The organism is Paenibacillus rhizophilus, from assembly GCF_003854965.1.
Taxonomy (GTDB): Bacteria; Bacillota; Bacilli; order Paenibacillales; family Paenibacillaceae; genus Paenibacillus_AQ; species Paenibacillus_AQ rhizophilus.
Genome location: NZ_RQPI01000003.1, coordinates 88,938 through 111,835, shown reverse-complemented (window position 1 = coordinate 111,835; position 22,898 = coordinate 88,938). Strand labels below are relative to the sequence as shown.

Here is a 22,898-nt window from a genome sequence, read left to right as displayed (position 1 = left end):
TCCGAGAGGCTTAAGAGAGCGCCAGCGAACGGGTCGTCAGACTTAGCCTTGCAGGATTGTCTACCTGATCTCAGTTCCTCGAAATGCCTCGGGCAGACCAAGGAGCGTCAGCGAAGCATCATGAATACGGTGTTATGCGTAGTTACTGTTATCTTTGAAATACAATAAAATTATTAATCCCCTAAATACCAATTGAGATCAAAATCTAATTTCAATAATTGTCCAAGTCTATTTCCAAATTCAATGAATCCTCTTCCTCGTGCAGTCAAAACATTCCCATCTTGTACTACTAAGTCATGGCAATAATTCTTTTTATTAAATATTCCTGTTTGATTTCGATCTTCTTCATACATTCCAATGGTATACTTTCGTTCCTCTAATAGTCCTGCTCGTGCCAATAAATATGACGAACTTGAAATTGATGCAATAATTAATTCTTTATTATAGTCAGCACATCTTCTAATAAAATCTATTAAGTCATTATTATCATAAAGAGTTGTAATATCCATACAACCAGGAAGCAAAATACTATCTAAAGAATCAATATCAACATTATAGATTGTACTATCAGTAATGACCTTCAAATCTGACTCACCGATAATAGGATCAGATGTTATTCCTATTGTAGTTATAGGGTGATTTCCTTGCTTTAGAACAGATAATGCAACTGATAATTCATACTCACTAAATAAAGGAAATATAATTACTCCAGTTGTTTTCATATTCATCTCTGAATGACCGTCCTTAATATTATTAATTACAGTAATTACGTATTACGTTTCCTCATTCACGAACCCGAAAGGCTTAGGTAGCGCAGCTGCTGGGTCGATGACTTAGCCTCACAGGGTTATCTGCTGCCGTAACCTCTTCGCCTCTAGCTTCTGCAGACCAAGGGGCTGTTAGGCTCCGCCGCGTGAATGCTAAGTTATAAGGTGTCCCCGCTTTCTAGCACTACATTCAAATCTTTTATGTATTATTTTCTCTTGTTAACATCTCCAAATGGGACATGAACAGAAGGAAATGTTCTGGCAACTCCCTCAATATGACCAACTTGATCATCAAAGAATATATGTGGCATAAAAACACTCAACACTCTTATTTTCTCAATTCCTCCGAGAAAAAAAGCTTCGTCGACTCTAATATCAAGTTTTCTAAGTGTAGTAATCACTCTTTCATGCGCAGGGGCATTTCTAGCAGTAGCAATTGCTATTCGAATTCTAGGTTTATAATCAGGGTCATTTTGATTCTTTAAGATTTCTCTTTGTTGTAGCTTAGATATTTCAGTGAAGAATCTTAACAAAGGCCCAGCTGGCAAGGGTTGACTTGCGAACTCTTTCTCATGAGAATGGAAACTATCTAAAGCGCCACCTTGAAAAATAGATTCTGCGGAATCATCAGCAATGACACCATCGAAATCAAATGCTAAACGTATCTCATTATCCTCTTCGTTATCAACATAATCAGAAGGATAAATACATCCTGCAGGATATCCATGTTCAACTGCTTCTTTAACGTCATCTGGATTTCCGGATAAAAATAGAGATGCATTAAAAGCAGTCATGTACTTAAAAGGATTACTTCCAGTGACAAAAACAGCTCTACTGATTGTTAATCCGTATTTTTCAATAGACTTAAAAACCCTCAAACCAGTATCAGGATCATTTCTTGAGAGCAAAATAACCTCGACTATTTGATCTTGGGGGGTATTGATGCTTAACAATCTTTTTATAAGTGGGTAAGCAACACCTGGTGTTAATATTTCATTCTCTTGTTCTCTCTGATACTCTCGGTATACTTCTTGTCCATGTTCTCTGAATACATGGTCGGACTCGGTAAGATCAAATAATGCACTTGAGGCTACCGCAATAACAAATTTGCTTTCAATATCAAATGGCATTAATCTTTCATCCTTTCTCTTACTTCTTGAAATTTACAATTCCCCTATCAAAATCACTTCCCCATCACCTTCTTCACATACTTCTCCGCCTTATAATCCTTCCGAACCTCACGCAGTACCGGATTGCTCGCCTCACTCCACGATTCCAAAATCATTCTCGGTTCCGATTCAATAATATCTTGTGCCGCTCTGACGTTATCCTTTTTATAAGCTTCAATAATATTAATCAAGTCCGCTCGATCTAGCAGCTTTACATGGTTAATTCCTGCCAATGTCTCACAGGGTTCGGTAAACTTGGCTGTAGCGATCACAATGGCTTTCTTCGCTTGGTAATATCTCATACAAGAGAAGACCTCTTGCACAGCGCTGATGCCGACTGGATTACCTTCAGAATACCGCTTCGCTTGGACAACATTTCTGATGCCCTCTCGATCTGTAAAAACTACGTCTGCTCCAAAGTCACGACTCCCGACAGTCTTGTATACACCTGAGTAGCCAAGTTCAATAAAAAGTCTGTATAGGTACATTTCAAACTCTGAACCATCTAGCATCTTGTCAATATCAGCAATAGTAATCGACTTTAAATCGTAGTTTTCTACAAGAGATAAAGTAGATTTTTTTCGTTTTTGAAGCATGCTGAAGAACAAGAAGCTGACAATAAAAAACAGAATAACTATTAACGCTACAAATGCATAGATCAATAGAACTACCTCCGTTGGCTTAATAGTAAAATGATACCATGATTTTCTTGGGATATAATCGAAAAAAATGGGTTTTTTGGGTACAAAAAAGAGACAATCCTACTGGACTGCCTCTCTTCCCCATATTCAAGTCCACCTTTAAGCATAAAAAAACCTCCCGAAGCTGCGTTTACAATGAACACAAGCTTGGGAGGTATTTAATCCACAACCCTGAAAAGACGTTCCGTGGGTTGCTATATTCACATCACCACTCAGCAAGGCTCCTCGCTCGGTTTCCCTTCATCCGTCGCCGTTCTGAAGCTATGCCCGCATCCACACGTGGCGGTGGCGTTCGGGTTGTTGATGGTGAAGCCGCCGGTCATGCCGGATTCCTCGAAGTCGATTTCGAGGCCCTCGAGAAGACGCAGGCTTTCTTTTTCCATGACGACCTTGAGGCCCTTCACATCCATATAGACGTCCTGATCGGTCTCGTTGTCGTCAAAACCCATCGCATACGAAAATCCGCTGCATCCTCCGGGGTTTACGCCAAGACGAAGGAACATGTTCGGAATCTCCTGCGATTCGCGCATGGTCTTAAGCTGCTCCGCAGCCGCATCGCTGATAGAAATCATGGTTTCCAGCCTCCTTTAATTATCTATGGTATCGGCCGAGCTCGGCCAAAAGTTATTGTCTATATAAAGTAAAGTATACTTCACTCCACCCCGGTCCACAAGCCGCAGATGAAGGGACGAGAAGAATTTGGGGCGGTTGCTCCCCCTTCAAGAGAGGTTTATAATAGGAAAAAGTAATACGCAAAATTCGAAATTTTGTCACGCGCGACCTATGACTCCATAGAAAATGAAATTGCTGCCGCTTCGATATGTTGTTCTTGAAAACATCTGCGTCGTTTTTCCCTATGCGAGAAACAGCGGGATGTTTTCTTATTGGTAAGCCGCAACGTTATGCCCATGCTGGCTAAGCCTCTGATCTCAAACCTTACTAGGAGGAATCATAATGTCTACTCTTATTACTCCCCACACCGATGCCAGAATGGCTGATATTATTGAAAAAGTTCACGCCGGCGAGCGATTGACCTTGGAGGATGGCGTTTATTTATATGATAGCAGTGATCTGCTGACCATTGGCCAGCTCGCAAACGAAGTCAACCGGCGGAAGAACGGAAACAAAGTGTATTTTATCGAAAATATGAGTCTGTACTTTACCAATGTGTGCGAATCGCGCTGCGCGTTCTGCAATTTCCGCAAGGATGAGGGCGAAGAAGGCGCGTATACCCTCTCCGGCGAGGAAATGATCTCTTATGTGGAGCAGCATATTCACCCCGGCGTGCGCGAGTTCCACATTGTGGGCGGGCATAATGCGGGCGTTCCTTTCCAGTACTACGTCGATTCGCTTCAGGCGCTGCATGACCGCTTTCCGGAAGTTACATTGAAGGCTTATACGGCGGCGGAGATCGATTTCTTCACCCGGATCAGCGGTCTGAGCATCCGCGAAGTGCTGGAACGTCTGCAGGCGGCAGGCCTTAAGACGCTGACGGGCGGAGGAGCGGAAATTCTTTCCGATCAATACCGCCAAAAAATGCATGTCGACAAAGCAAATGTTGAAGAATATTTGGAGGTGCACCGTCAGGCGCACAAGCTCGGCATGCGGACCCATACGACCATGCTGTACGGCTCCATTGAGTCCCATGAGGACCGCGTCCGGCACATGCTGCAAATCCGTGAGCTTCAGGACGAAACGAACGGCTTCATGGTGTTCATCCCGCTGTCGATGCAGCCCAAGAGCAAGAACGCCGGCATCATGCGCCGCAATTCCGCGTACGAGGATCTCAGGACTATCGCCGTCAGCCGGCTGATGCTCGACAACATCGACCACATCAAAGCTTACTTCATTAATATCGGGCCGCAGCTGACCCAGGTGTCGCTGAGCTTCGGCGCTTCGGACGTGCACGGAACGATTCTTAAGGAACGGATCAGCCATTCCGCGGGCGCGCTGACTCCCGAAGGTCTTACACGCGAAGAACTGATTTGGATGGTGAAGGGCGCCGGCAAAATCCCCGTTGAGCGCGATACCTTCTACAACGAGATTAAGGTATACGAATAACGACACCCATTTCACAGTTGAAAGGAAGACAGGACTGCATGAAGAAACTGCTTGTACTCGGCGGCGGCTACGGCGGCCTCGCACTAATCCAGGAATTGCTTGAGCACCATCTCCCGAGCGATGTGGAAATAGTCCTGATCGACCGGATGCCCTTCCAAGGCATCAAAACGGAATATTATGCGCTTGCCGCCGGCACGGTTTCCGATCATGATCTCCGTATCGCCTTCCCCGTCCACCCGAAGCTCTCGGTCAAGTACGGCGAAGTCGGTTCCATTGATCTGGAGAGACGGATCGTCCTCTTGGCAGACGGCGAGCCTGTACCCTACGACCTGCTCGCTATCGCTTTGGGCTGCACCGATAACTATCACGGCATTCCCGGCGCCGAGGAACATACCTGCAGTATCCAGACTCTCTCGGGGACAAGAGAGACCTACCGCCGCTTGAACGATGTGAAGGCGTACGGCACCGTCAACATCGTCGGCGGCGGCCTTAGCGGCGTCGAGCTTGCGGCCGAGCTGCGCGAAAGCCGGCCTGATTTGAACATCTCGATTCTCGACCGGGGCGAGCGGGTTCTTTCCGCCTTTCCCGCCAAGCTGTCCCAGTACGTCGAGGAATGGTTTAGCGAGCATCAGGTGCAGACGCTCAGCCGGATTTCGGTCTCTCACATCGAGAAGGATGCGATCTTCAACGGCTCGCAAGCGATCGTTTCGGACGTTACGGTCTGGACTGGCGGCATCCAGCCGGTCAAGGTCGTACAGGCTCTGAATGTGGCCAAGGACCGCGGCGGAAGAGTGATTCTCGGCAAGTATTATAACGTTCAGGAATATCCTGAAGTCTATGTGATCGGCGACTGCGCCAGCCTGCCGTTTGCGCCCAGCGCCCAGGCGGCGGGAGCCCAGGGCGAGCAGGTGGCGCAGATTTTGCGTGCCCTGTGGCGAAATGAGACACCGAGGCTGCATAAAATCAAGCTGAAGGGAACGCTCGGTTCCCTGGGAAAAACCGAAGGCTTCGGCCTTCTAGGCAGCCGTTCCGTCATGGGCCGGGTGCCTCGCCTTCTGAAGAGCGGAGTGCTGTGGATGTCCAAGCGGCATTTCGGTTAACTCCCCGCCCGGTCAGTCTATTTCGAGATTGTCCCAGGCTTCCAGTTCCTTGATCTTGGTCTCAATGGCGGCCTCCAGCTCTTCAGCCGAATCGGTGGCAATGATTTCACCGTTTACCATGGCGAACGGCTCGAAGCGGCACTGGCTGCAGTTTCCGAGACAGCTGTACTCGACAACATCGTAATCCGGATTTTGTTCCAGTTTATTCTTAAGCGCTTCGGTGCCATGTCCCAGGTTGCTGACACAAAATTCAATAATTGGTCTCATGTTGATCTCCTTGGCCCTTACTAACCGTTTTATTTTTTAAATATTTGTACTATAATATACGTACGAAAGGAGTGATTGAGAAATGAGTGAGAATACACAAAGCACTAGCATGTACGACGAAGTGCTGGAAGTTCTTGATAAACTGCGCCCGTTTCTGCAGCGCGATGGCGGCGACGTTGAACTGATCGACGTTGAAGACGGTATTGTGAAACTGAAACTGATGGGTGCCTGCGGCAGCTGCCCAAGCTCCACAATTACGCTGAAAGCCGGAATTGAACGTGCTCTGATCGAAGAAGTTGAAGGCGTTCAGGAAGTCGTTCAAGTATTCTAATTTTCGCGTATACACCGTCCCGGTTGTTTGCCCAGGCAAACGGCCGGGATTTTTTTGTGCTTAACCTATCGGTCATTATATTAAATTTTATGTTTCTCCACAACCTTGTCTCCTACCTAGGGGAACCGCCCAGTCCATAAAAAAATCCCGCACGCCCAAAATCGGGCAGTGCGGGATTTGTTCAAATAGCGGATGATTAGAACGCCGGGATGATGGAGCCTTGGTACTTGTCTTCAATAAACTTCTTCGCTTCCGGGGAAGTCAGCGCGGCCGCCAGCTTCTTGATTGTGTCTTTCTCCTTGTCATCCGGACGGGTTACGAGCAGATTCGCATATGGGGAATCTCCGCTCTCAATGAACAGGGCGTCCTTCGTCGGAACGAGGCCCGCTTCCAGCGCATAGTTGGCGTTGATCAGCGCAAGGTCGACTTCATCCAGTTGGCGCGGCAGGTTTGCGGCTTCCAGCTCGATGATCTTGAGATTCTTTTTATTTTCTGTGATATCCGATTTGGTAGACGAAATATTGTTAGGGTCCTTAAGCGTAATCAGACCGTTCTTCGCCAGCAGAATCAGCGCACGGCCGCCGTTGGTGGCATCGTTAGGGATGGCCACTTTCGCGCCGTCTTTCAGTTCGTCGATCGTTTTGATTTTTTTGGAGTAGGCGCCGAAAGGTTCAACATGGACAGCGGCGACGGATGTCAGATTCCAGCCGTTCTTTTGGTTCTGGTCGTCCAGATAAGGCTTGTGCTGGAAGAAGTTCGCGTCCAGTTCGCCTTCGGCAAGCTGCAGGTTCGGCTGTACATAATCAGTGAATTCCTTGACTTCAAGCTTGATGCCCTGCGCTTCGAGCAGCGGAGCGATGGCATTTAGAATTTCGGCATGCGGAATCGGAGAAGCTCCGACAACCAGGGTAACAAGTTCTGCGCTCGGTGCAGCAGAAGCTCCGGCAGCAGGCGCATCGGATGCGGCGGCATTGGAGGCTTTGTTTCCTCCGTTGTTACTGCCGCAAGCAGCCAGCACCGCTATCAGCGTCAGGCTGAGCAAGGTCAACAGCAATTTTTTCATTTGTAAATCCCCCTCTGAAGTATGTGTGTGTTAACGGAGCTTGTACGGTTCCCCAACCGCCAAATCCGCCAATTTCGGCGAAAGCCTCTGTTTCCAAGGAAGCTGAATGCGTTTCGCCTGAATAAGGTATTTTATATAAATAGGCCTTATTTTCTTGTAAAGTGTCTTACCAGCCGGTCACCCGCCATCTGCAGCAGTTGTACCAGCACAACAAGCAGAATAATCGAGACAATCATAACTTCCTTCTCGTAACGCTGATAGCCGTAGCGGATAGCCAAATCGCCCAGTCCTCCCCCGCCGACCATGCCTGACATAGCCGTGTACGAAACAAGCGTAACGACGGTTATTGTAATTCCGGCGAGCAGGCCCGGACGGGCTTCCGGCAGCAGCACGCGCATCACGATCTGGGCTGTCGAAGCTCCCATTCCCTGCGCCGCTTCAATCACACCCCGGTCCACCTCGCGCAGCGACGTTTCAACCAGACGGGCGAAAAACGGGGCTGCTCCGATCACAAGCGGCGGAATGGTTCCCAGAACGCCGATTGAAGTGCCGACCATCGCCCGGCTGAACGGAATCAGCGCAATGACCAGAATGATAAACGGCACGGATCTCAGAATGTTAACAATAAAGGAAAGAACCGCATAAAAGCCCTGCACAAAAGGAATTTGCGATCTTCCCCATAAATATAACACAATTCCGATAGGTAAACCAAGAATTATTGTGAAGACCGCGGAGTTTCCCAGCATTTTCAAGGTATCCAGCGTGCCGGTAAACATTTCATCCCAGTCAACGGCTGAAAAATCAAGTCCGAATATCATGATAGCACCTCCACATCAAGTCCCTGCGCCGCCAGTTCGGAGATCGTTCTGCCGATAGCTTTGGCGTCCCCTTCGAAGCGGACAATCAACTGGCCGTACGGGGTGTCTTTAATGGTGGAGATGGTTCCCTGAAGGATCGCGAAATTCACTCCGGTACCGCCAGCCACGCGCGACAGCGTCGACTCGTATGTCTTTTCCCCAAGGAATGTAATCTTGACCGCCGTCGCCCCGGTCGGATGCGGAGCATGCAGAGCCGCAAGGAGCGGACTATCGTCCTGGGCTTCGCTGCGGATGAACTCCTTGGTCACCTCGTGCTTCGGTTTCAGGAACACATCGGTCACCCGGCCCTGCTCAACTATGCCCCCGCCGTGGATCACGGCAACCCGGTCGCAAATGCTCTGGATGACAAGCATTTCATGCGTAATCAGCACAATGGTCAGATTAAACTGCTTATTGATGTCCAGCAGCAGCCTGAGGATCGAATCGGTCGTCTGCGGATCAAGCGCCGAGGTGGCCTCGTCGCACAGCAGCACATCCGGATCGCTTGCCAGCGCCCGGGCGATGCCGACGCGCTGCTTCTGTCCGCCCGACAGCTGAGCCGGGTATTTGCCGCGGTGTTCCGTGAGGCCCACAAGCGCGAGAAGCTCATTCACCTTCCGGTCTACCGCGGCCTTCGGTGTATGCGTCAGCCGGAGCGGAAAGGCGATATTGTCATACACGGTCGCCGATGAGAGCAGGTTGAAATGCTGAAAAATCATGCCAATCTTCCGCCGGTGCTCCTGCAGCTGGCTTTTGCCCAGCCGGGTCAGCTCGGTGCCGTCGACCCACACTTCGCCTTTCGTCGGACGCTCCAGCAGATTGATGCAGCGGATCAGCGTGCTTTTACCCGCGCCGGAGTGGCCGATCACCCCAAAAATTTCCCCTTTTTCAATGTTAAGATTTACGCCCGAGAGCGCAGTGGCGGCGCTGCCGCCTTTTCCGTACACTTTGGTCAATCCTTTTAACTCTATCACTCTTTCTGCCCTCCCTATGCCCCCGAAAACAACAAATAAAAAAACGATCCAAGAAGAAACGCCTGACGGCGTCCTGAAGGACGCAGGTGCGCTTCTCGTAGAAATATAAGTCTATTATAAGCGTGAAAATTATAAATTCTTATATTTCAAAAAGCCCCCCGAATCTGTGCAGACCGCGGGAGGCTCTCTTAAGTGTAAAAGACAATGCCTTCTCATCTGCGCAAAGCCGTGAACCTGCCACAGCAATGTAGGAATTAGCACCATGACACTGATGTATTGGGCATATACCTTCGCCGCGCATCAATCGGTTGCCGGGCTTCATCGGGCCTGTCCCTCCGCCACTCTCGATAAGATTGGATATGAAATTTTCATGCCTTAGTATAAAATCTTTTACATGCTTTGTCAAAGATATTTTAAAGGAAATTGTTTATTTTCTCATCATTTTCCCAAGCTCTTGCCAAGCTGTTCGTTGCTGTACGTGAACACTTCAACCAAGGTTTTGCATACCATTTCCAGCCCCTGGCGCAAATCCTCCAGATGTTCGTCCAGATCCTCGAGCCGGATTTTATCATGCAGGCCCTGATGCCGCTGCCACAGATCGTCCTGCATCTCGGAATTCATATAATGAATCTCGGCGTTGCGGCGCCCCCGCAGCTTCTGCATCGGATCGCGGTACGAATCCTTGATCTCCTCCAGCCTGCCGGACAGTTCTCTATGCTTCTTGGTCGAGCGGAACCGCCGCAGCACGGTATAGTAGGAATAATGGGCTTTAACCCTAACGGTATTCAGATCGTACAGGCTGTTCAGCACCGTCCCAAGCTTGTCGAGCAGCGAGAATACGCGGATGAAGCCGTTTTTGTAAAAATAGACATAGCGCGCATAATCGCCCTGTTCGCTGACGGACATATCATCCATATAGCCCGCCTTAACCAATTTGCGGAAAAAGGAAGCGGCGAACAAGCTCTGCTCCAGTTCATCAAGCGAGGAAATCAGCCCGCGAATCCAGATTTCCAACTTCCGGTACTCATGGTCCCGGTCCTCATGGGCATTCATTTCCGTGCGCAGCATCGACGCCATTTGAGCCATATTGTCCATGGCGGCCGCCAGCACGCCGGTATTTTCACGGGGAGGCTCCCCCAGCATAATCCGCAGCATATCCGTCCTCCTCTACGCATTAAGCAATATATGTATCGCTAATGCTCTTGTTCCTGTAAACACACCGCTAAAATTCAACGGATAAAAATTTCCTGGGGAATTGGCTTGTCCATCTTTCGTTTACACTGTGGGGAAATAATTCTTCCAGTTGCGGTCAACCAGCTCCACGATATCCTCGCGCGGGAACAGCTCGTCCGGGTATCCGGGCTTCATACGGGCGTCGATGACGATCGGAAGCTCGTAGCCGATATGATGATTTTTAACCATGGCTTCGGCAAAAATATCGGTAGCCGGGTTGAAGCGGGTAAATACCGTCCAGAGGAAGGAGGTTTGCGTCTTCACCGTTTCGGCGGCATTGTCGACCAGAATAACGAGCGGCCAGGAGGTGTTCTTCTCCCGGAGAGCGCCCACCAGACGCTGCGGCAGCTCGGGATCCTCCTTATAGGACGGGCCGGAAACGACAAGACAGCCGCCGCAGTAAGGCACCGCCGCACGGATGCCGGGCAGATTGCCCTCCTCGTAGCTTCGCGGAAGCTCGCGCACCTTGCTGCCGATACCCATCAGGACGCCTTTGCTGCCGTGATTCATTCTCTGGCCGGTGTAGTCGAGCGTGTCATGCGATGTTTTGTTGAATATAAACAAATCGACCGCCGGATTGAACCGTTCCAGCACCGTTTCCAGCAGCTTCGGAAAATCGGACAGGTCCACCGGCTCGTTCGTAAGGACCAGGAACTTGGTCAAAGACAGCTGCCCTTCGCCCAAGATGCGGAAGGCCGAAACCAGCGCTTCGCGCGAATAGCTTTCGCGCACGACGGCGGACGCCAGCGTATGGGAGCCCGATTCCGAGTACGCCCACAGGGAGCGGACGGACGGCATGACGAGCGGATAAGCCGGGGACAGCAGCCGCTGAAGGAAATCGCCGAGGTAATAATCCTCCTGGCGGGGCTTGCCGACAATAGTCGCCGGATAGATGGCATCCTTGCGGTGCCACATCCGCTGCACATTCATGACCGGGAAGTCATGCTTTAGCGAGTAGTAGCCGTAGTGGTCCCCGAACGGGCCTTCCGGCCTGCGCTCATGCGGCGGAACCAATCCGCGGATCACGAATTCCGCCTCCGCCGGCATCCGGTGGCCGCCCATCGGGTCCTTGACCATCGGCAGACGGCCGCCCAGCACCATGGACGCCAGCAGCAGCTCCGGCATACGCTCCGGCACGGGGGCGATGGCCGTGGCGATCAGGGCCGGCGGGCCGCCGACAAAGACGGATACCGGCAGCGCTTCATTCCGTTGCTCCGCCTCATGGTGGTGGAAGCCTCCGCCCTTGTGAATCTGCCAGTGTACGCCTGTCGTTTGATCGTCGTATATTTGAATCCGGTACATCCCAAGATTATGGTCCTTGGGATTGGAAGGACTTTCCGTGTAAACGAGCGGCAGCGTGACGAACGGACCGCCGTCCTCCTGCCAGCTTGTGACTCGCGGCAGTCCCTTCAGCGGATCGGTGCTCTGACAGACGTTTAAGATTGGCGCCTCACCCTGTGGAACATTCTTGATGCCGACTTTCAGCAGGTTAAACAGCAGCCCCTTTTCCTTCCAGACGCCGGTTACCGTAGGCGGCAGAAGCGTTTCCACCGCGCCCATAAGAGATTTCATCAGCGCTTCGGGACGGGGGCCAAAGGCTTGATCCACCCGGCGCACCGTGCCGAACAGGTTGGTAACAACCGGAAAAGGAGTTCCTTTTACATTCGTAAACAACAGAGCCGGCCCCTCTTCCTGGATGACGCGGCGGTGTATCTCCGCCAGCTCCAGATAAGGATCGACCGGCGCTTCAATTACGGCAAGATCTTTGTCCTTCCGCAGTTGCTCTATCCATTGACGTAAATTACTGTATCCCAATATATTGTTCCTCCTTGAACCGACTCTATCCAAAATGGCTGATTTCATCCGAAACAGCCTCTTTCTTTATTCTGCCAAGCTGCCAGACGCGTACGCTCATGTAGCACAGTACGCCGAACATACCGGATATCAGCACAATATGGGCCAATGCGGCAAACAGGTACCACTGTTCATTATCCAAAGTAAAGACGACACCCGCTCCGCTAAGAATCTGCAGCGCGCACAGAATGACGGCCGTGACTCCGAGCTTCTTAAGCTCAGGGTAGGCGCCGTAACGCCAGAACGCTAAATGCCCAAGCGCCGCCACGAGAAGAAACAGCAGCATAGCCGCGACCCGGTGAAAGAACATAATACCGACTCCTCCGGAAAGCTCCGGAATTACTTCTCCGTTGCACAAGGGCCAGCCCGAGCACCCGCCTTGCGAATCCGTATGGCTGACAAATGCGCCGATATACACGACGATATAAGCATAAATGGCGGTGAACCAGGTCAGCATGCGGAAGCCTCCGGCAAGCGGCGGAAGAGCGCCGGGTTGCTCAGCGGAGGGGCGCCTTCCCGCGCCAAGAGCCAGCATCAGCGAGCTGGCGAAGGCGATCAGCGAGAAGCCCATATGCAGCGCCATAACGGCGGCGGATTGCGGCCTGACGACCGCCAGCGCGCCCATGGCCGCCTGAATGACGACGAAGAGCAGCGTCATGAAGGCATACGCCTGCAAATCGCGGCGTTCCCGGGCATATCGCCGGAAGGCCAGCGCCGAGGCAAGCGAGAACAGGCCGGCAAGACCGCTGATCAGCCGGTGGCTCCATTCGATCATCTGTCCGAGCGTATAAGCCGGAATCAGCTTGCCGTTGCACAGGGGCCATTCATTTCCGCATTCGAGGCCGGACCCCGTTTTCGTAACCAGCGCTCCGCCAAGCAGGGCGAGAAACATAATGAGACAGGTTATGTACCCAAGCCATTTCAACTGTTTCGCCGTCAAATCCGATCACCCGCCGTCTTATGGGTTTTATGGAGCAAGAAGAAACGCCTGACGGCGTCCTGAAGGACGCAAGTGCATTTCTCGTAGAATTATAAGGCCATTTATAAGTGTGAAACTTATAAATTCTTATACTTTGAAGAAGCTTCCCGGGCTTGCGTTACAGAAAGTTATGCGTTTCCATTATAACCGATAAGGGGAGATACGGCACACCTGCATGTATAAAATTTGAATTTCTCTCTCGTAGAAATATAAGACGAAATGATAAGCGCCCAGCTTATAAATTCTTATATTTAAAAAACGCCGCCTCCGCACGGATCCTGCGAAAGCGGCGAATCGCGTTACTTATGAATGCTCCGGTACACCTCGGACGCGCGGTTCAGGAAATCTTCAATCTCCTGTCTCGACTTGCGTAGCTTGTTGACGAACCGGACCAGTTCTCTTCCATCCGAATAAGCGACAAAGCTGGGGATGCCGAGGATGTTCTGTTCCTGGCTGACTTCGCCAACCGCCTCGACGTCGACCTCCACCAGTGTCAGCTTATCTGCGTAATTCCGCTCAACCTCGGGCATAAACGGATCGATAAACTTGCAATCTCCGCACCAGTCTGCCTTGAATACGGCCACGGTCAGTCTTGGAGATTGGATGGCCACCTGAAATTCAGCCGGAGAGCTGATTTTGTCCATAACTTGCACCGTCCCTTCTAATATGACAATGGTTTCTCTTTAAGTGAAGCAAAATGCGCAGCGGAAGTCAAATACCTCTAGTCTCTTTCCCGCACGCGCGACGGCTGCAGCTTCATGAGCGGGTTCAGCAGCTTCCGCACCGGACGCGGATAGCTTGCCAGCTCCTGGGCGCTTAATACACCCTGAACAATCAACATAACAAGATAAAGGATGACAACCCCCGCTCCTGCGGCCAGACACGCAATCAGATAGGCCAGGCGAGCAGGCATCATTCCGGAAAGGGCGATTCCTGCCTCATTCAGGCCGTAACCGGCGGCGCCCGACACAAGCACGGCCAGCAGATATCCTCTCCAGCGCTTACCCATAATCTCGAACGGCACAATGGTCCGGAGCAGCCGCAAATTAAGGGCAGTGATTACGATAAAGCAAAGCGCCGTAGCGATAATAATACCGTAAATGCCCATGAACCGGCTAAGCAGGACGCTCGCCGCCAGCTTGACGATAATCCCAGCCAGCACGTAAAACATGGAAATGCGCGATTTGCCCATACCGAGCAGAATGGAGTTCGAAGTGGTCATCGTAATCTGAAAAATAGTTCCCAGTGTCAGCAGGGCAATCATGCCGCTACCGGAGGGGCTCGTGAAGAGCAGGCCATTCACCGAGTAGGCCGCCACAACAAGCGACAACACGATCGGCGTTCCGGTCAGGATGGCGATGCGCATCGCGAGCGTGATCTGCCGCTTCAGGTGATCCTCATCCCGGCGGGCGTAGGCCGCCGAAATGACCGGGATCAGCGAAGTGCTGAGGGCGATCGCCAGCACGGGCGGGATACCAGCGATGCTCTGCGCCTTCTGGCCGAGAATACCGAGCAGCCTTGTCGCCTCGCCGCCGCCCACCTGCCCGCTTAACAGCGGAACGATCAGGGAAGAGTCAATAAAATAGACCGCCTGAATCGTCATGGAAGACAAAATGATTGGAATGGATAAGCTGAAAATATCTTTATAAATACCGAGCAGCGGCAGTTTGGCTTCGGAAGAAGCATGGATTCCATTTTGCTTGTCGCTCCGCTTCATTTTGATAGCGGCATACAGCATAATGGCAAAAGCCCCGATGCTGCCGAACACACTGCCGAACGAAGCCCCCGCCGCCATAACCGGGTTGCCGTATCCTTGATGGAGCAAGAGGAAAGCCAGCAGGATGGCCGTAAACACGCGGGCGATCTGCTCCACGATTTGCGAAATCCCGTTGGCCATCATATTGTTGCGGCCCTGCGAGTACCCGCGCATCATCGCGATGGTTGGGAACAGCAGCAGCGCGGGGGCAATGGCCCGGATCGCCAGCGTGCTTTCCGGCACTCCCGCATGCTTCGCGAACAGCGGGGCGGCTATGTACAGCGCCGCGCTGATGATCACGCCGGCGACGGCGCCAAAAATAAGCGCGGCCCGGTAAACCTGGCGCGCTTCATCCGGACGGTTCAGGGCGTAGCGCTCTGATACCATTTTGCTGAGCGTGCTGGGAATGCCCGCCGTGGCGAGCGTCAGCAGCATAAGATATACATTGTTGGCCTGCGAAAAGGCCGCATCCCCGACATCATTGAATAAATGCTCAAGCGGAACCCGCTGAAAAATGCCAAGCACGCGCGCCACCAGGGCGGCGGCGGCGAGAATAATCGTGCCTTTAACAAAAGAATCTTTCTTCGACAACCTGTTTCCCCTTCTTTGCAGTGAATTTAATACCGGCCGATCCAAATAAAGAAGAGGATGACCATGGCGATCTGCAGCACAATTTTAACCACCGTGCTGCTGAACAGCCCGAGCATGGAGCCGGCGCTGACCTTGAGCGCTTTGCCCGGATTCGATCCGGCGATCATCTCGCCGATAAATGCGCCGAGAAGCGGACCGATAATGAGGCCGAACGCCGGAATCACGAACGGTCCCGTGATCAGGCCGATTGTACTTCCGATAATGGAAGCGCGCGAACCGCCGAATTTTTTGACGCCCCATGCCCCCACGACATAGTCGGCAATGAACAGCACAGCGACGATCAGCGTCTGAATAATCCAGAACCACGGCCCGAACGGCGCGAACCCGAAGAACCAGCCGTAGACGAAAAAGGCAAAGTAAATTGCCAAAGCTCCCGGCAATATGGGATAGACGGCCCCGGCCAAGCCGACGGCAAACAGTGCGATAATCAGAATCCAACCGAGAATAGTCAAGCTTGGTCCCTCCTGTATTTTATTGTCAGCGAACCCTCATCCGCAGGCCTTTGCGTTAAGTTACGGTCTGCGCTGGGAAGCCTCTACTTCATCAAGCAATAGGAAACGGCGGATGACTTCGGCAATGCCATCTTCGTTGTTCGTCGAGGTTACTGCATCGGCTTCCTGCTTGACGGTATCCTGGGCATTGCCCATAGCTACGCCAAGACCTGCCTGCTGAATAACCGCCAGATCATTCAGGCTATCGCCGACCGCGACGACTTCCTCCACGGTGATGCCCAGCAGGCCGCATACTTCCTTGATGCCGGATGCCTTGTTCACGCCGAGGGGATTGATTTCGAGATTATAAGGGGAAGAGTTCGTAATCTCCAAACCGCCCATATCCTGAAGCTTCAACAGCACCTGATGGCGGATTTCGTCATCTTCCGTATGGTAGCCGAACTTCAGCCACTCCCGCCCGTCGATATTGCCGTCCCAGCTTTCCTTGTTATAGACGCCATCGACGGCATACGCCCAATACCAGATGCCGGACTCGACCGCGATCGCGTGCATTTGTTTGACTAGCTGCGGGTCCATCAGGGAACGGCGGTACAGCTCATACGGCGCCCGCCACACTTCACTTCCGTTTACCGTCACCATCGGGGTCTTGAGCCCAAGCTGCTCGGCGTAAGGATACGCGGAGTCGAAAGAGCGCCCGGTGGACAAGCAGACATGGATGCCCGCGTCCACCGCCCGGTGAATCCATTTTACCGTCTCCGGCGTAATCAATTGTTCATCATTCAGCAGGGTCCCATCCATATCCAAAGCAAGCAGGCGGTATTTGGCAGTCATAGCCATCCCTCCATTTTCTGTTTTATTGGTTGATATTTAAAAATTTAGTTAGTTCCCGTTGTCTCCATATTCTTCGAGGCGGTACCGGTTTGAGCCGCCGATTGATTCTGCTGCTGGCCCTTCTTCGGCACGCCATTCAGCCCGTACTCCCAGTCGTAAGCATCGAAGATTTTGCGCGCCACCGGCGCGGCGCTGTTCGAGCCGAAGCCGCCTTCGGGGATAATAACAGCTACCGCCAGCTTCGGATTCTCGCGCGGCGCGTAGGCGATAAAGACGCCGTTATCGCGCAGTTTCCCTTTTGCCACCTGCTGCGAGGTCCCTGTTTTGCGAGCGAAATCATAGGGGAAATTATCGAACGCGCTAACGTCACTGTTCATCCCCCGTTTGACCTCATTCCAGAAAGAGTCATCCATCTTAACGGTATTCAGTACCTCGCGTCCGAACTCCTTGACCACGTTTCCCGAGGAATCCGTTATTTTGCTGACGAGCTGAGGTTTAATGCGTTCGCCTTTGTTGGCAAGCGTAGATACGTACTGAGCAAGTTGAAGCGCCGTATAGCCGCCCTGCTGGCCAAATGAAGCATACACGAGAGAGGCCTGAACACTACCGGTCTGTTTGATATTATTGTAATTTATCAATCCCAAATACTCTTTGGGCAGACCGCTTTGCGTCGACACTCCGAGTCCGAATTCTTTCATGTATTTGTCCCAGACCTCGAGCCCTTTATCCTGATATTTCTGGTAAAGTTTTTTCCCTACCATATCAACCATAAACACGTTGGAGGAATGTTGAATGGCCAGGGCCGGGTCCATGTATCCATAAACATGATTCGATGCATTTCTTACTGATGTTTCATGGCCGGCTTTGCCGAAATAAGTGATCCCCTTATCGGAGTAACCGGTTGAAGTAGTAAACAAGCCTTCATTTAAGCCAATCAGTACACTTAACGGTTTAATCGTGGAACCCATGAACAAAACCGAGCCCAACCCATTCCCCGATCTGCCTGAAGCATTTGGAGTAATCGTGCCATTTTGGTAATTATCCATAATTTCATTCCAAACTTCCGTATCAATGCTGCCACTTGTCCAGGCGTTCGTATCGTAATCCGGCATGCTGGCCATCGCCACGATATTTCCGGTATCCACTTCCATGGCGACCGCGTAGCCCGTTACAGCGTCAGGATGCGTCTTTCCCTGAACCGCATGGGTATGCAGCCATTTCAATTGATCGGTTATCGCCTGTTCCGTCTTGAGCTGAACATTTTTATTGACGGTCATCCAAATGTCATTCCCCTTTACAGGAGGGACAACCTTCTCAATTTTTTCCGCCATGTTCTGCGGATTGATGGAAATCTCCTGGTATCCGTTCTGTCCGCGAAGATCGCGCTGGTACTGAAGCTCAAGGCCGTCGAAACCGACGAACTCATCGTCTTTGTAGGTCAGGCCCGCTGTCGGATCCTTTTTCATTGCGTTTAGAACGTTCTTGTAGATGGGAAGACTGTTGGAATTCTTGAACAGCTTGATATACCCGACCGTTTGCACAGCCACCGTATCCTTGTCGTAATGCCGCACATTCTCTTCCACGACTTCCAAGCCAGGGTATTCATCCTTGTGCTCCATAAAATATGCGACTTCCTTGGTGGAGAGTCCCACCTTGATCCGGCGGGGGGTATAGCCATTGTACTTCTTGAACTCCAAGTCGAACGAGTCCTTGACTTCTTGCACCGTTAGCTTTTGCTCGGTCGTATCGCCTAGACTATTGAACTTATCCACCAAATCTGCTGCCAATTTGTCGGCTTTCGCCTTGGCTTCGGGAGTGAAATCCGTAATCCCGGTATCCTTGTCCGTCTTTTTTGCCGTATATTCCTTGGTCAGCGTAATGTACAGCGACTGCACGGGGGTGGAATAAGCAATCTTCTCGCCTCCGGCGGCGAGGATCGAACCCCGCATAGCGGCAAGCGGCACATCTTTCGTATCCCGATTCGTCTCCACTTCGGTCAGCGTCGGGCCTTCCACGAATTGCAGTACCGCAAGACGGATAATAATTACGCAGAAAATGACAAATGTGCTGAAAAAGAATACATTGATCCGTAGCGCCAGGGTGCTCTTGCTATTGGTCTCGTCCGAAGGCGAGCCCTGTTTGCGAAAAAGGCTCACTTTGTTCTCTCCTTTATAATTTAAATATATAGAATTAAATGCCTCAAAGCACACTTTCCTTGATATGCGTGGAGTCAAAATCCGGCGGATTGAACCAGTCTCCGCTCTTCGCCCAAGTGGAGTCCAAAGGAATCCACGCTTTCCGCTCGGGGACGTATACCTCGTTCCAGGCATGCGGCCCGTATCCACCCTGCCCGTCATAGCCGCGGCCGGTCACCACCCGCACATCAAGACCCTGCGAACGGGCCATTACGGCATACAGACGAGCATAGTCGATGCATACGCCTAGCCGGGTATCGAAGGTATCCTGCGGCGTCTGCTCTTTCCATATTCTTTTCTGCTCATAATTCTCGGCTTTGGCATAATCGTAGGAAATCCTGCTGCCTACCCAATCGTAGAGCAGCCGTGCCTTCTTCTCGTCGTTCTCCGCCTTCCCGGCAATGTCCGACGCCGCTCCGGTGATATCGCTTGACACGTCCCGGTCGATAATTTCGTATTTGCGGCGGAGAATATCGTTCATCTCTGCGGCGACCGCCTTGGTCAGTACCGGCAGATTGTCCTGCACCGCCGTGCCGGCCACAGGCTTAATAACGGATTCGACGCCCTGCCGGTATACCGGCGAATCTTGGACGTAGCGGGCCAACCCGCTGCTTGGACTCAGACCGGTTCCGACATACAGCGCGATAATGATCAAGAGGCAACGAACGGCGCCTATGAAAAGTCCGATACCCGCACCGCCCAAGCGGCTTCCTGCCGAGATTTTCCGGCCCAGCAGCCCTGGCCGCCGGCTCCGGGGAAACGGCAGCAGCGGGGCTAGAAGCCCCAGGATGATCCGGATCAGGCTGTAACCCATGATCAGTAGGAGCAGGAACCGCAGCATAGGGAGTCCCGCAAGCGCCGACACGGCAGTGTAATAAATCTGCTGCCACTGCTTCAATTCTCCTTCTGGCGCTGCCGTTCCCGCAGCCCAAGTTTGAACATAGGGCGAAAAATACGCCGCGGCCAGCGCGGAGAGAACCAGCGCCGAAATCGTGGCAATGCCCGAACCGAGCAGTCCGAACAATCTGCCCGCGGATAAGGAAAATCCCCTGAACCAGCCTTGAACCAACGAAAAGGCGGCAACAAGCAGCAAAATTAAAGTGATAATATTGGCATCGCGCAGGCTCTGCAGCCATTCGTTCAACATATCTTCCCTCCTGCTCTAACACCTTTCATATTTTTAGCGGCATTCATTATTAATCAAGTTACTGAGCTTTACGAGCTTCATTGATGAAGCTTTGCAGCGTATCGTTAACGCTCCACTGACCGAGGCTGACGCCGCGGAAGGTAACGCTCACCTTGTCCTCTCCGGCTTTGCCCTTCACCTCGATATTGGGGGTCGTAATGGTAAAGGTTCCGTCTCCATGCGAAGTGTAGACGGCGTCCTTAGCTTCTTTCAGCATCACTTCCTGGGCCTCGGTTTTCAGTGTGTCGACCGTTCCCTCTTTCACTTTGCTTACGGCATCTCCGATCTGATCTATCGTAACTCCGCTGTAAATGAACAATCCTGCGACAATAACAATGGCAATCGCCCATTTCAGCACTGTTTTGACCAAATTAACAACAGCGAACAGCAGCACAAGCCCGATAACGATAACGAGCCAATTTTCTCTGATAAATTGCGACCATACTTGAGTATCCATCAATCCTGCAACACACTCCTGTAACTCATTTGCCCCGGACTCACGCTTGGTTCGGCGTTGTGCCACGGATATTCAATATTATACATGATCCTTCGGCATATTACATAAATCCGGCGAGGGGTAACAACATTGTAAGCTTTGCGGCGGGGAGTTCTACAGCGTTGTGAAAAAATCGGTATATGCCCATCCGTCCTCACGTAAAGTACAAGTAGCGATTGTCCACAACGCCAGTGATGGCGTTTCTTTCGTCCACATTCTCTCCGCCCTGACCTGGCAGGCCGGGGTCGGCTCTTGGAGGTGCAAAGCTGCTTGAAAACCGCACTCTGGCTTTACCTGTTCTTGTTCCTCGCCTATTTTGATCTGCATGCGCAGTATCCCATTCTGACCCCCTTCGCCATCTCTCTTGGCGCCGGGCCAGCCTTTATCGGCTGGATGATGGGAATGTATTCGCTCACCCATCTTCCCGGCAATCTGCTTGCCGGCGTACTGATTGACCGAAAGGGCAGCCGCCGCTATATCGTCTACAGCCTGGTCGCCGCGGGAGCGATTCTGCTGCTCCAGGCCTATGCCCAGCTGCCGTGGCATCTGCTGCTTCTCAGGGCAGCGAGCGGTTTTGCGCTCGCCTTCCTCTCTCCCGCCTGCATGTCGCTGCTTGCCTCGCTGTCAAGCGATTCGGTGAAGCAGGGGAAGTACATGTCCGGCCAGGGAATCGTGCATACGCTCGCTTCCGTCCTTTCGCCGGCGGCCGGCGCTTTCGTCGTGGCCAAAGCCGGCTTCTCCGGAACCTTTCAGAGCCTGGGCTGGCTGCTGATCGCCACCGGCGTTATGGCGTTTTTCAGCGTGCCCAAGGGGGCTAGAGAGCAGCCGGCGCAGGCGGTAAGCGCAGCGGCGGGGGACGGACGCACCGAAGCGTTGATTTCACCGGAAGCCGTCACAGCGAAGCCGATTCCCTTGCGGTATCTCCTGCTTCCATTCTTTATTGCCTCCGCTCAGGGCGTGCTCTTCTTCGAGCTTCCCCTGTCGCAGGCCGGAAATGGAAACAAGGGCATTCTTTCGACCGGAATATTGCTTTCGCTGCTCAGCCTCGGCGCGCTTGTCACCCTGAGTATGCTGTTTCTGAACCGCCTGCCTGCCCTCTGGCGAATCAGCGCGGCGCTGCTCGGCATGGCGCTCTGCTTCTTCGGTCTTGCCGCCGTCCCCTCTATCCCTCCGGCAGTTGTTTTGTTTCTATTGGGGACCGCAAAGGGCGTGCTGTTCCCGGCGATGGCTGCGCTTTTTATCAACATCAGCGGTCCCGGGCGCCTGGGGCGGACCTTCTCGCTGCAGTCGATTGCGACTTCCCTCGGCGCCTTCGCCGGTCCTGTCGCCGCCGGACAGCTGCGGGGGCTCGTCTCGCCTTACTTCATTGCCTTCCTTCTGATGATGATGGCGCTGCTGCTGATTCCTCGTCCCGGTTCAGGCAAGCTTTCCGCCTACCGCCCGGACCTGCAAGGACCGGTAATCTGAAGGGACTCAATCTGACAAACGCCTGAAAATACAGTCACGTCCGTCTGCCGGATGATGGGCAGGGACACAAACCCGGTAGATAAATCGACATATAATACATCGTAGTTAAGAATCCATTGCGAAAGAGAGTTGAATTACAAATGACCAATCCCTGCTGCCCTAAGCCCATGGTTGCTCCGGTTCATACGGCTCCGGTGTGCCCGACTTCTACCGGTGTTATTCTGGTCCTCTACATTCTGCTTGTCATCATCCTTAAAACTTGCTGGTTATAGGACACGAACTTTACACTTTATAGGCATACTCCGCGAATCATCCGGACCGCCGTCGGCATCCGGGTGATTTTTGTATAAATGTACATATTTATAGGTACGAAACAAATTCCGCACATTGTCCGGTGATTATGCGACATTTCCCGGGGAATGATTACAATCGCACCGCCATTCTGTTAAAAATGACAAACGTTAGGTAATATATATTTAAGGCCCGGCTGCCTTTCATGCCGCGCTTT

General features: G+C 52.0%; 22 protein-coding genes and 1 riboswitch. Of the genes, 4 read left to right on the top strand and 18 right to left on the bottom strand.

The features are described from left to right. Positions 1-173: 173 nt before the first annotated feature. The 4 genes from EH198_RS07745 to EH198_RS07730 form a co-directional block, all read right to left on the bottom strand. A complete protein-coding gene (locus tag EH198_RS07745; RefSeq protein WP_124695219.1) occupies positions 174-722 on the bottom strand; it encodes a DJ-1/PfpI family protein in 549 nt (182 codons plus the stop codon). Between the two features lie 251 nt (positions 723-973). Continuing rightward, positions 974-1,897 carry a 5'-nucleotidase gene (locus tag EH198_RS07740; protein ID WP_124694978.1) on the bottom strand — a complete coding sequence of 308 codons (924 nt, stop codon included), beginning with the start codon at positions 1,895-1,897 and terminating at the stop codon, positions 974-976. A gap of 53 nt (positions 1,898-1,950) precedes the next feature. Beyond that, positions 1,951-2,598, bottom strand: coding sequence for a restriction endonuclease (locus tag EH198_RS07735; RefSeq protein WP_246014143.1), 648 nt, complete (start codon positions 2,596-2,598; stop codon positions 1,951-1,953). Between the two features lie 251 nt (positions 2,599-2,849). Further along, the gene (locus tag EH198_RS07730; protein WP_124694977.1) at positions 2,850-3,209 is read right to left on the bottom strand and encodes a HesB/IscA family protein; all 360 of its coding nucleotides are present in this window, start codon (positions 3,207-3,209) and stop codon (positions 2,850-2,852) included. Between the two features lie 382 nt (positions 3,210-3,591). Here EH198_RS07730 and mqnE point away from each other — a divergent pair, with 382 nt between their 5' ends. Next, on the top strand, positions 3,592-4,698 hold the full coding sequence (gene mqnE, locus EH198_RS07725; protein ID WP_124694976.1) for an aminofutalosine synthase MqnE: 1,107 nt from the start codon (positions 3,592-3,594) through the stop codon (positions 4,696-4,698). 38 nt (positions 4,699-4,736) lie between these two features. Beyond that, positions 4,737-5,798, top strand: a complete 1,062-nt coding sequence (locus EH198_RS07720; RefSeq protein WP_124694975.1) for an NAD(P)/FAD-dependent oxidoreductase — start codon at positions 4,737-4,739, stop codon at positions 5,796-5,798. A gap of 12 nt (positions 5,799-5,810) precedes the next feature. Here the strand turns inward: EH198_RS07720 and EH198_RS07715 are convergent, their stop codons facing one another. Further along, positions 5,811-6,065: a YuzB family protein gene (locus EH198_RS07715; RefSeq protein WP_124694974.1), complete on the bottom strand. Its 255-nt coding sequence runs from the start codon at positions 6,063-6,065 to the stop codon at positions 5,811-5,813. Positions 6,066-6,147: 82 nt separating this feature from the next. Here EH198_RS07715 and EH198_RS07710 point away from each other — a divergent pair, with 82 nt between their 5' ends. After that, positions 6,148-6,396, top strand: coding sequence for a NifU family protein (locus tag EH198_RS07710; protein ID WP_124694973.1), 249 nt, complete (start codon positions 6,148-6,150; stop codon positions 6,394-6,396). 196 nt (positions 6,397-6,592) lie between these two features. Here the strand turns inward: EH198_RS07710 and EH198_RS07705 are convergent, their stop codons facing one another. From EH198_RS07705 to EH198_RS07645, 13 genes are all read right to left on the bottom strand, one after another. Then, positions 6,593-7,459, bottom strand: coding sequence for a MetQ/NlpA family ABC transporter substrate-binding protein (locus EH198_RS07705; protein ID WP_124694972.1), 867 nt, complete (start codon positions 7,457-7,459; stop codon positions 6,593-6,595). 146 nt (positions 7,460-7,605) lie between these two features. Then, complete coding sequence (locus EH198_RS07700) at positions 7,606-8,274, bottom strand: methionine ABC transporter permease (RefSeq protein ID WP_124695217.1); 669 nt, start codon at positions 8,272-8,274, stop codon at positions 7,606-7,608. Then, positions 8,274-9,290, bottom strand: coding sequence for a methionine ABC transporter ATP-binding protein (locus EH198_RS07695; RefSeq protein ID WP_124694971.1), 1,017 nt, complete (start codon positions 9,288-9,290; stop codon positions 8,274-8,276). The genes EH198_RS07700 and EH198_RS07695 overlap by 1 nt, the downstream gene beginning before the upstream one ends. Positions 9,291-9,499: 209 nt before the next feature. After that, positions 9,500-9,644, bottom strand: a riboswitch (SAM riboswitch). An 84-nt stretch (positions 9,645-9,728) separates the two neighbouring features. Then, positions 9,729-10,445: a Cthe_2314 family HEPN domain-containing protein gene (locus EH198_RS07690; RefSeq protein ID WP_124694970.1), complete on the bottom strand. Its 717-nt coding sequence runs from the start codon at positions 10,443-10,445 to the stop codon at positions 9,729-9,731. A gap of 120 nt (positions 10,446-10,565) precedes the next feature. Beyond that, a complete protein-coding gene (locus EH198_RS07685) occupies positions 10,566-12,338 on the bottom strand; it encodes a UbiD family decarboxylase (protein WP_124694969.1) in 1,773 nt (590 codons plus the stop codon). A 25-nt stretch (positions 12,339-12,363) separates the two neighbouring features. Beyond that, positions 12,364-13,317, bottom strand: coding sequence for a COX15/CtaA family protein (locus EH198_RS07680; protein ID WP_124694968.1), 954 nt, complete (start codon positions 13,315-13,317; stop codon positions 12,364-12,366). Positions 13,318-13,655: 338 nt separating this feature from the next. Then, positions 13,656-14,000, bottom strand: a complete 345-nt coding sequence (locus EH198_RS07675; RefSeq protein ID WP_124694967.1) for a thioredoxin family protein — start codon at positions 13,998-14,000, stop codon at positions 13,656-13,658. A gap of 77 nt (positions 14,001-14,077) precedes the next feature. Continuing rightward, a complete protein-coding gene (locus EH198_RS07670; RefSeq protein WP_124694966.1) occupies positions 14,078-15,703 on the bottom strand; it encodes a putative polysaccharide biosynthesis protein in 1,626 nt (541 codons plus the stop codon). Positions 15,704-15,729: 26 nt separating this feature from the next. Beyond that, on the bottom strand, positions 15,730-16,215 hold the full coding sequence (locus EH198_RS07665) for a DUF456 domain-containing protein (protein WP_124694965.1): 486 nt from the start codon (positions 16,213-16,215) through the stop codon (positions 15,730-15,732). A gap of 60 nt (positions 16,216-16,275) precedes the next feature. Beyond that, positions 16,276-17,046, bottom strand: a complete 771-nt coding sequence (locus EH198_RS07660) for a Cof-type HAD-IIB family hydrolase (RefSeq protein WP_124694964.1) — start codon at positions 17,044-17,046, stop codon at positions 16,276-16,278. A gap of 44 nt (positions 17,047-17,090) precedes the next feature. Continuing rightward, entirely contained in the window at positions 17,091-19,202 is a 2,112-nt protein-coding gene (locus EH198_RS07655) for a peptidoglycan D,D-transpeptidase FtsI family protein (protein ID WP_124694963.1), read from the bottom strand. 43 nt (positions 19,203-19,245) lie between these two features. Next, entirely contained in the window at positions 19,246-20,388 is a 1,143-nt protein-coding gene (locus EH198_RS07650; protein WP_124694962.1) for a transglutaminase domain-containing protein, read from the bottom strand. 58 nt (positions 20,389-20,446) lie between these two features. After that, positions 20,447-20,884: a hypothetical protein gene (locus EH198_RS07645; protein WP_124694961.1), complete on the bottom strand. Its 438-nt coding sequence runs from the start codon at positions 20,882-20,884 to the stop codon at positions 20,447-20,449. 309 nt (positions 20,885-21,193) lie between these two features. On the opposite strand from EH198_RS07645, the gene EH198_RS07640 reads away from it, so the two are divergent. Continuing rightward, positions 21,194-22,390 (top strand): MFS transporter, encoded by a 1,197-nt coding sequence (locus EH198_RS07640; RefSeq protein ID WP_124694960.1) that lies wholly within the window; start codon positions 21,194-21,196, stop codon positions 22,388-22,390. Positions 22,391-22,898: the final 508 nt, after the last annotated feature.

What these genes read in the sequence shown, in the direction of transcription:
- EH198_RS07650 (WP_124694962.1), bottom strand. Translation starts at nt 20,388, where the DNA reads ATGTTGAACGAATGGCTGCAGAGCCTGCGCGATGCCAATATTATCACT.
- EH198_RS07660 (WP_124694964.1), bottom strand. Translation starts at nt 17,046, where the DNA reads ATGACTGCCAAATACCGCCTGCTTGCTTTGGATATGGATGGGACCCTG.
- EH198_RS07675 (WP_124694967.1), bottom strand. Translation starts at nt 14,000, where the DNA reads ATGGACAAAATCAGCTCTCCGGCTGAATTTCAGGTGGCCATCCAATCT.
- EH198_RS07705 (WP_124694972.1), bottom strand. Translation starts at nt 7,459, where the DNA reads ATGAAAAAATTGCTGTTGACCTTGCTCAGCCTGACGCTGATAGCGGTG.
- EH198_RS07720 (WP_124694975.1), top strand. Translation starts at nt 4,737, where the DNA reads ATGAAGAAACTGCTTGTACTCGGCGGCGGCTACGGCGGCCTCGCACTA.
- EH198_RS07690 (WP_124694970.1), bottom strand. Translation starts at nt 10,445, where the DNA reads ATGCTGCGGATTATGCTGGGGGAGCCTCCCCGTGAAAATACCGGCGTG.
- EH198_RS07715 (WP_124694974.1), bottom strand. Translation starts at nt 6,065, where the DNA reads ATGAGACCAATTATTGAATTTTGTGTCAGCAACCTGGGACATGGCACC.
- EH198_RS07730 (WP_124694977.1), bottom strand. Translation starts at nt 3,209, where the DNA reads ATGATTTCTATCAGCGATGCGGCTGCGGAGCAGCTTAAGACCATGCGC.
- EH198_RS07710 (WP_124694973.1), top strand. Translation starts at nt 6,148, where the DNA reads ATGAGTGAGAATACACAAAGCACTAGCATGTACGACGAAGTGCTGGAA.
- mqnE (WP_124694976.1), top strand. Translation starts at nt 3,592, where the DNA reads ATGTCTACTCTTATTACTCCCCACACCGATGCCAGAATGGCTGATATT.
- EH198_RS07740 (WP_124694978.1), bottom strand. Translation starts at nt 1,897, where the DNA reads ATGCCATTTGATATTGAAAGCAAATTTGTTATTGCGGTAGCCTCAAGT.
- EH198_RS07745 (WP_124695219.1), bottom strand. Translation starts at nt 722, where the DNA reads ATGAAAACAACTGGAGTAATTATATTTCCTTTATTTAGTGAGTATGAA.
- EH198_RS07645 (WP_124694961.1), bottom strand. Translation starts at nt 20,884, where the DNA reads ATGGATACTCAAGTATGGTCGCAATTTATCAGAGAAAATTGGCTCGTT.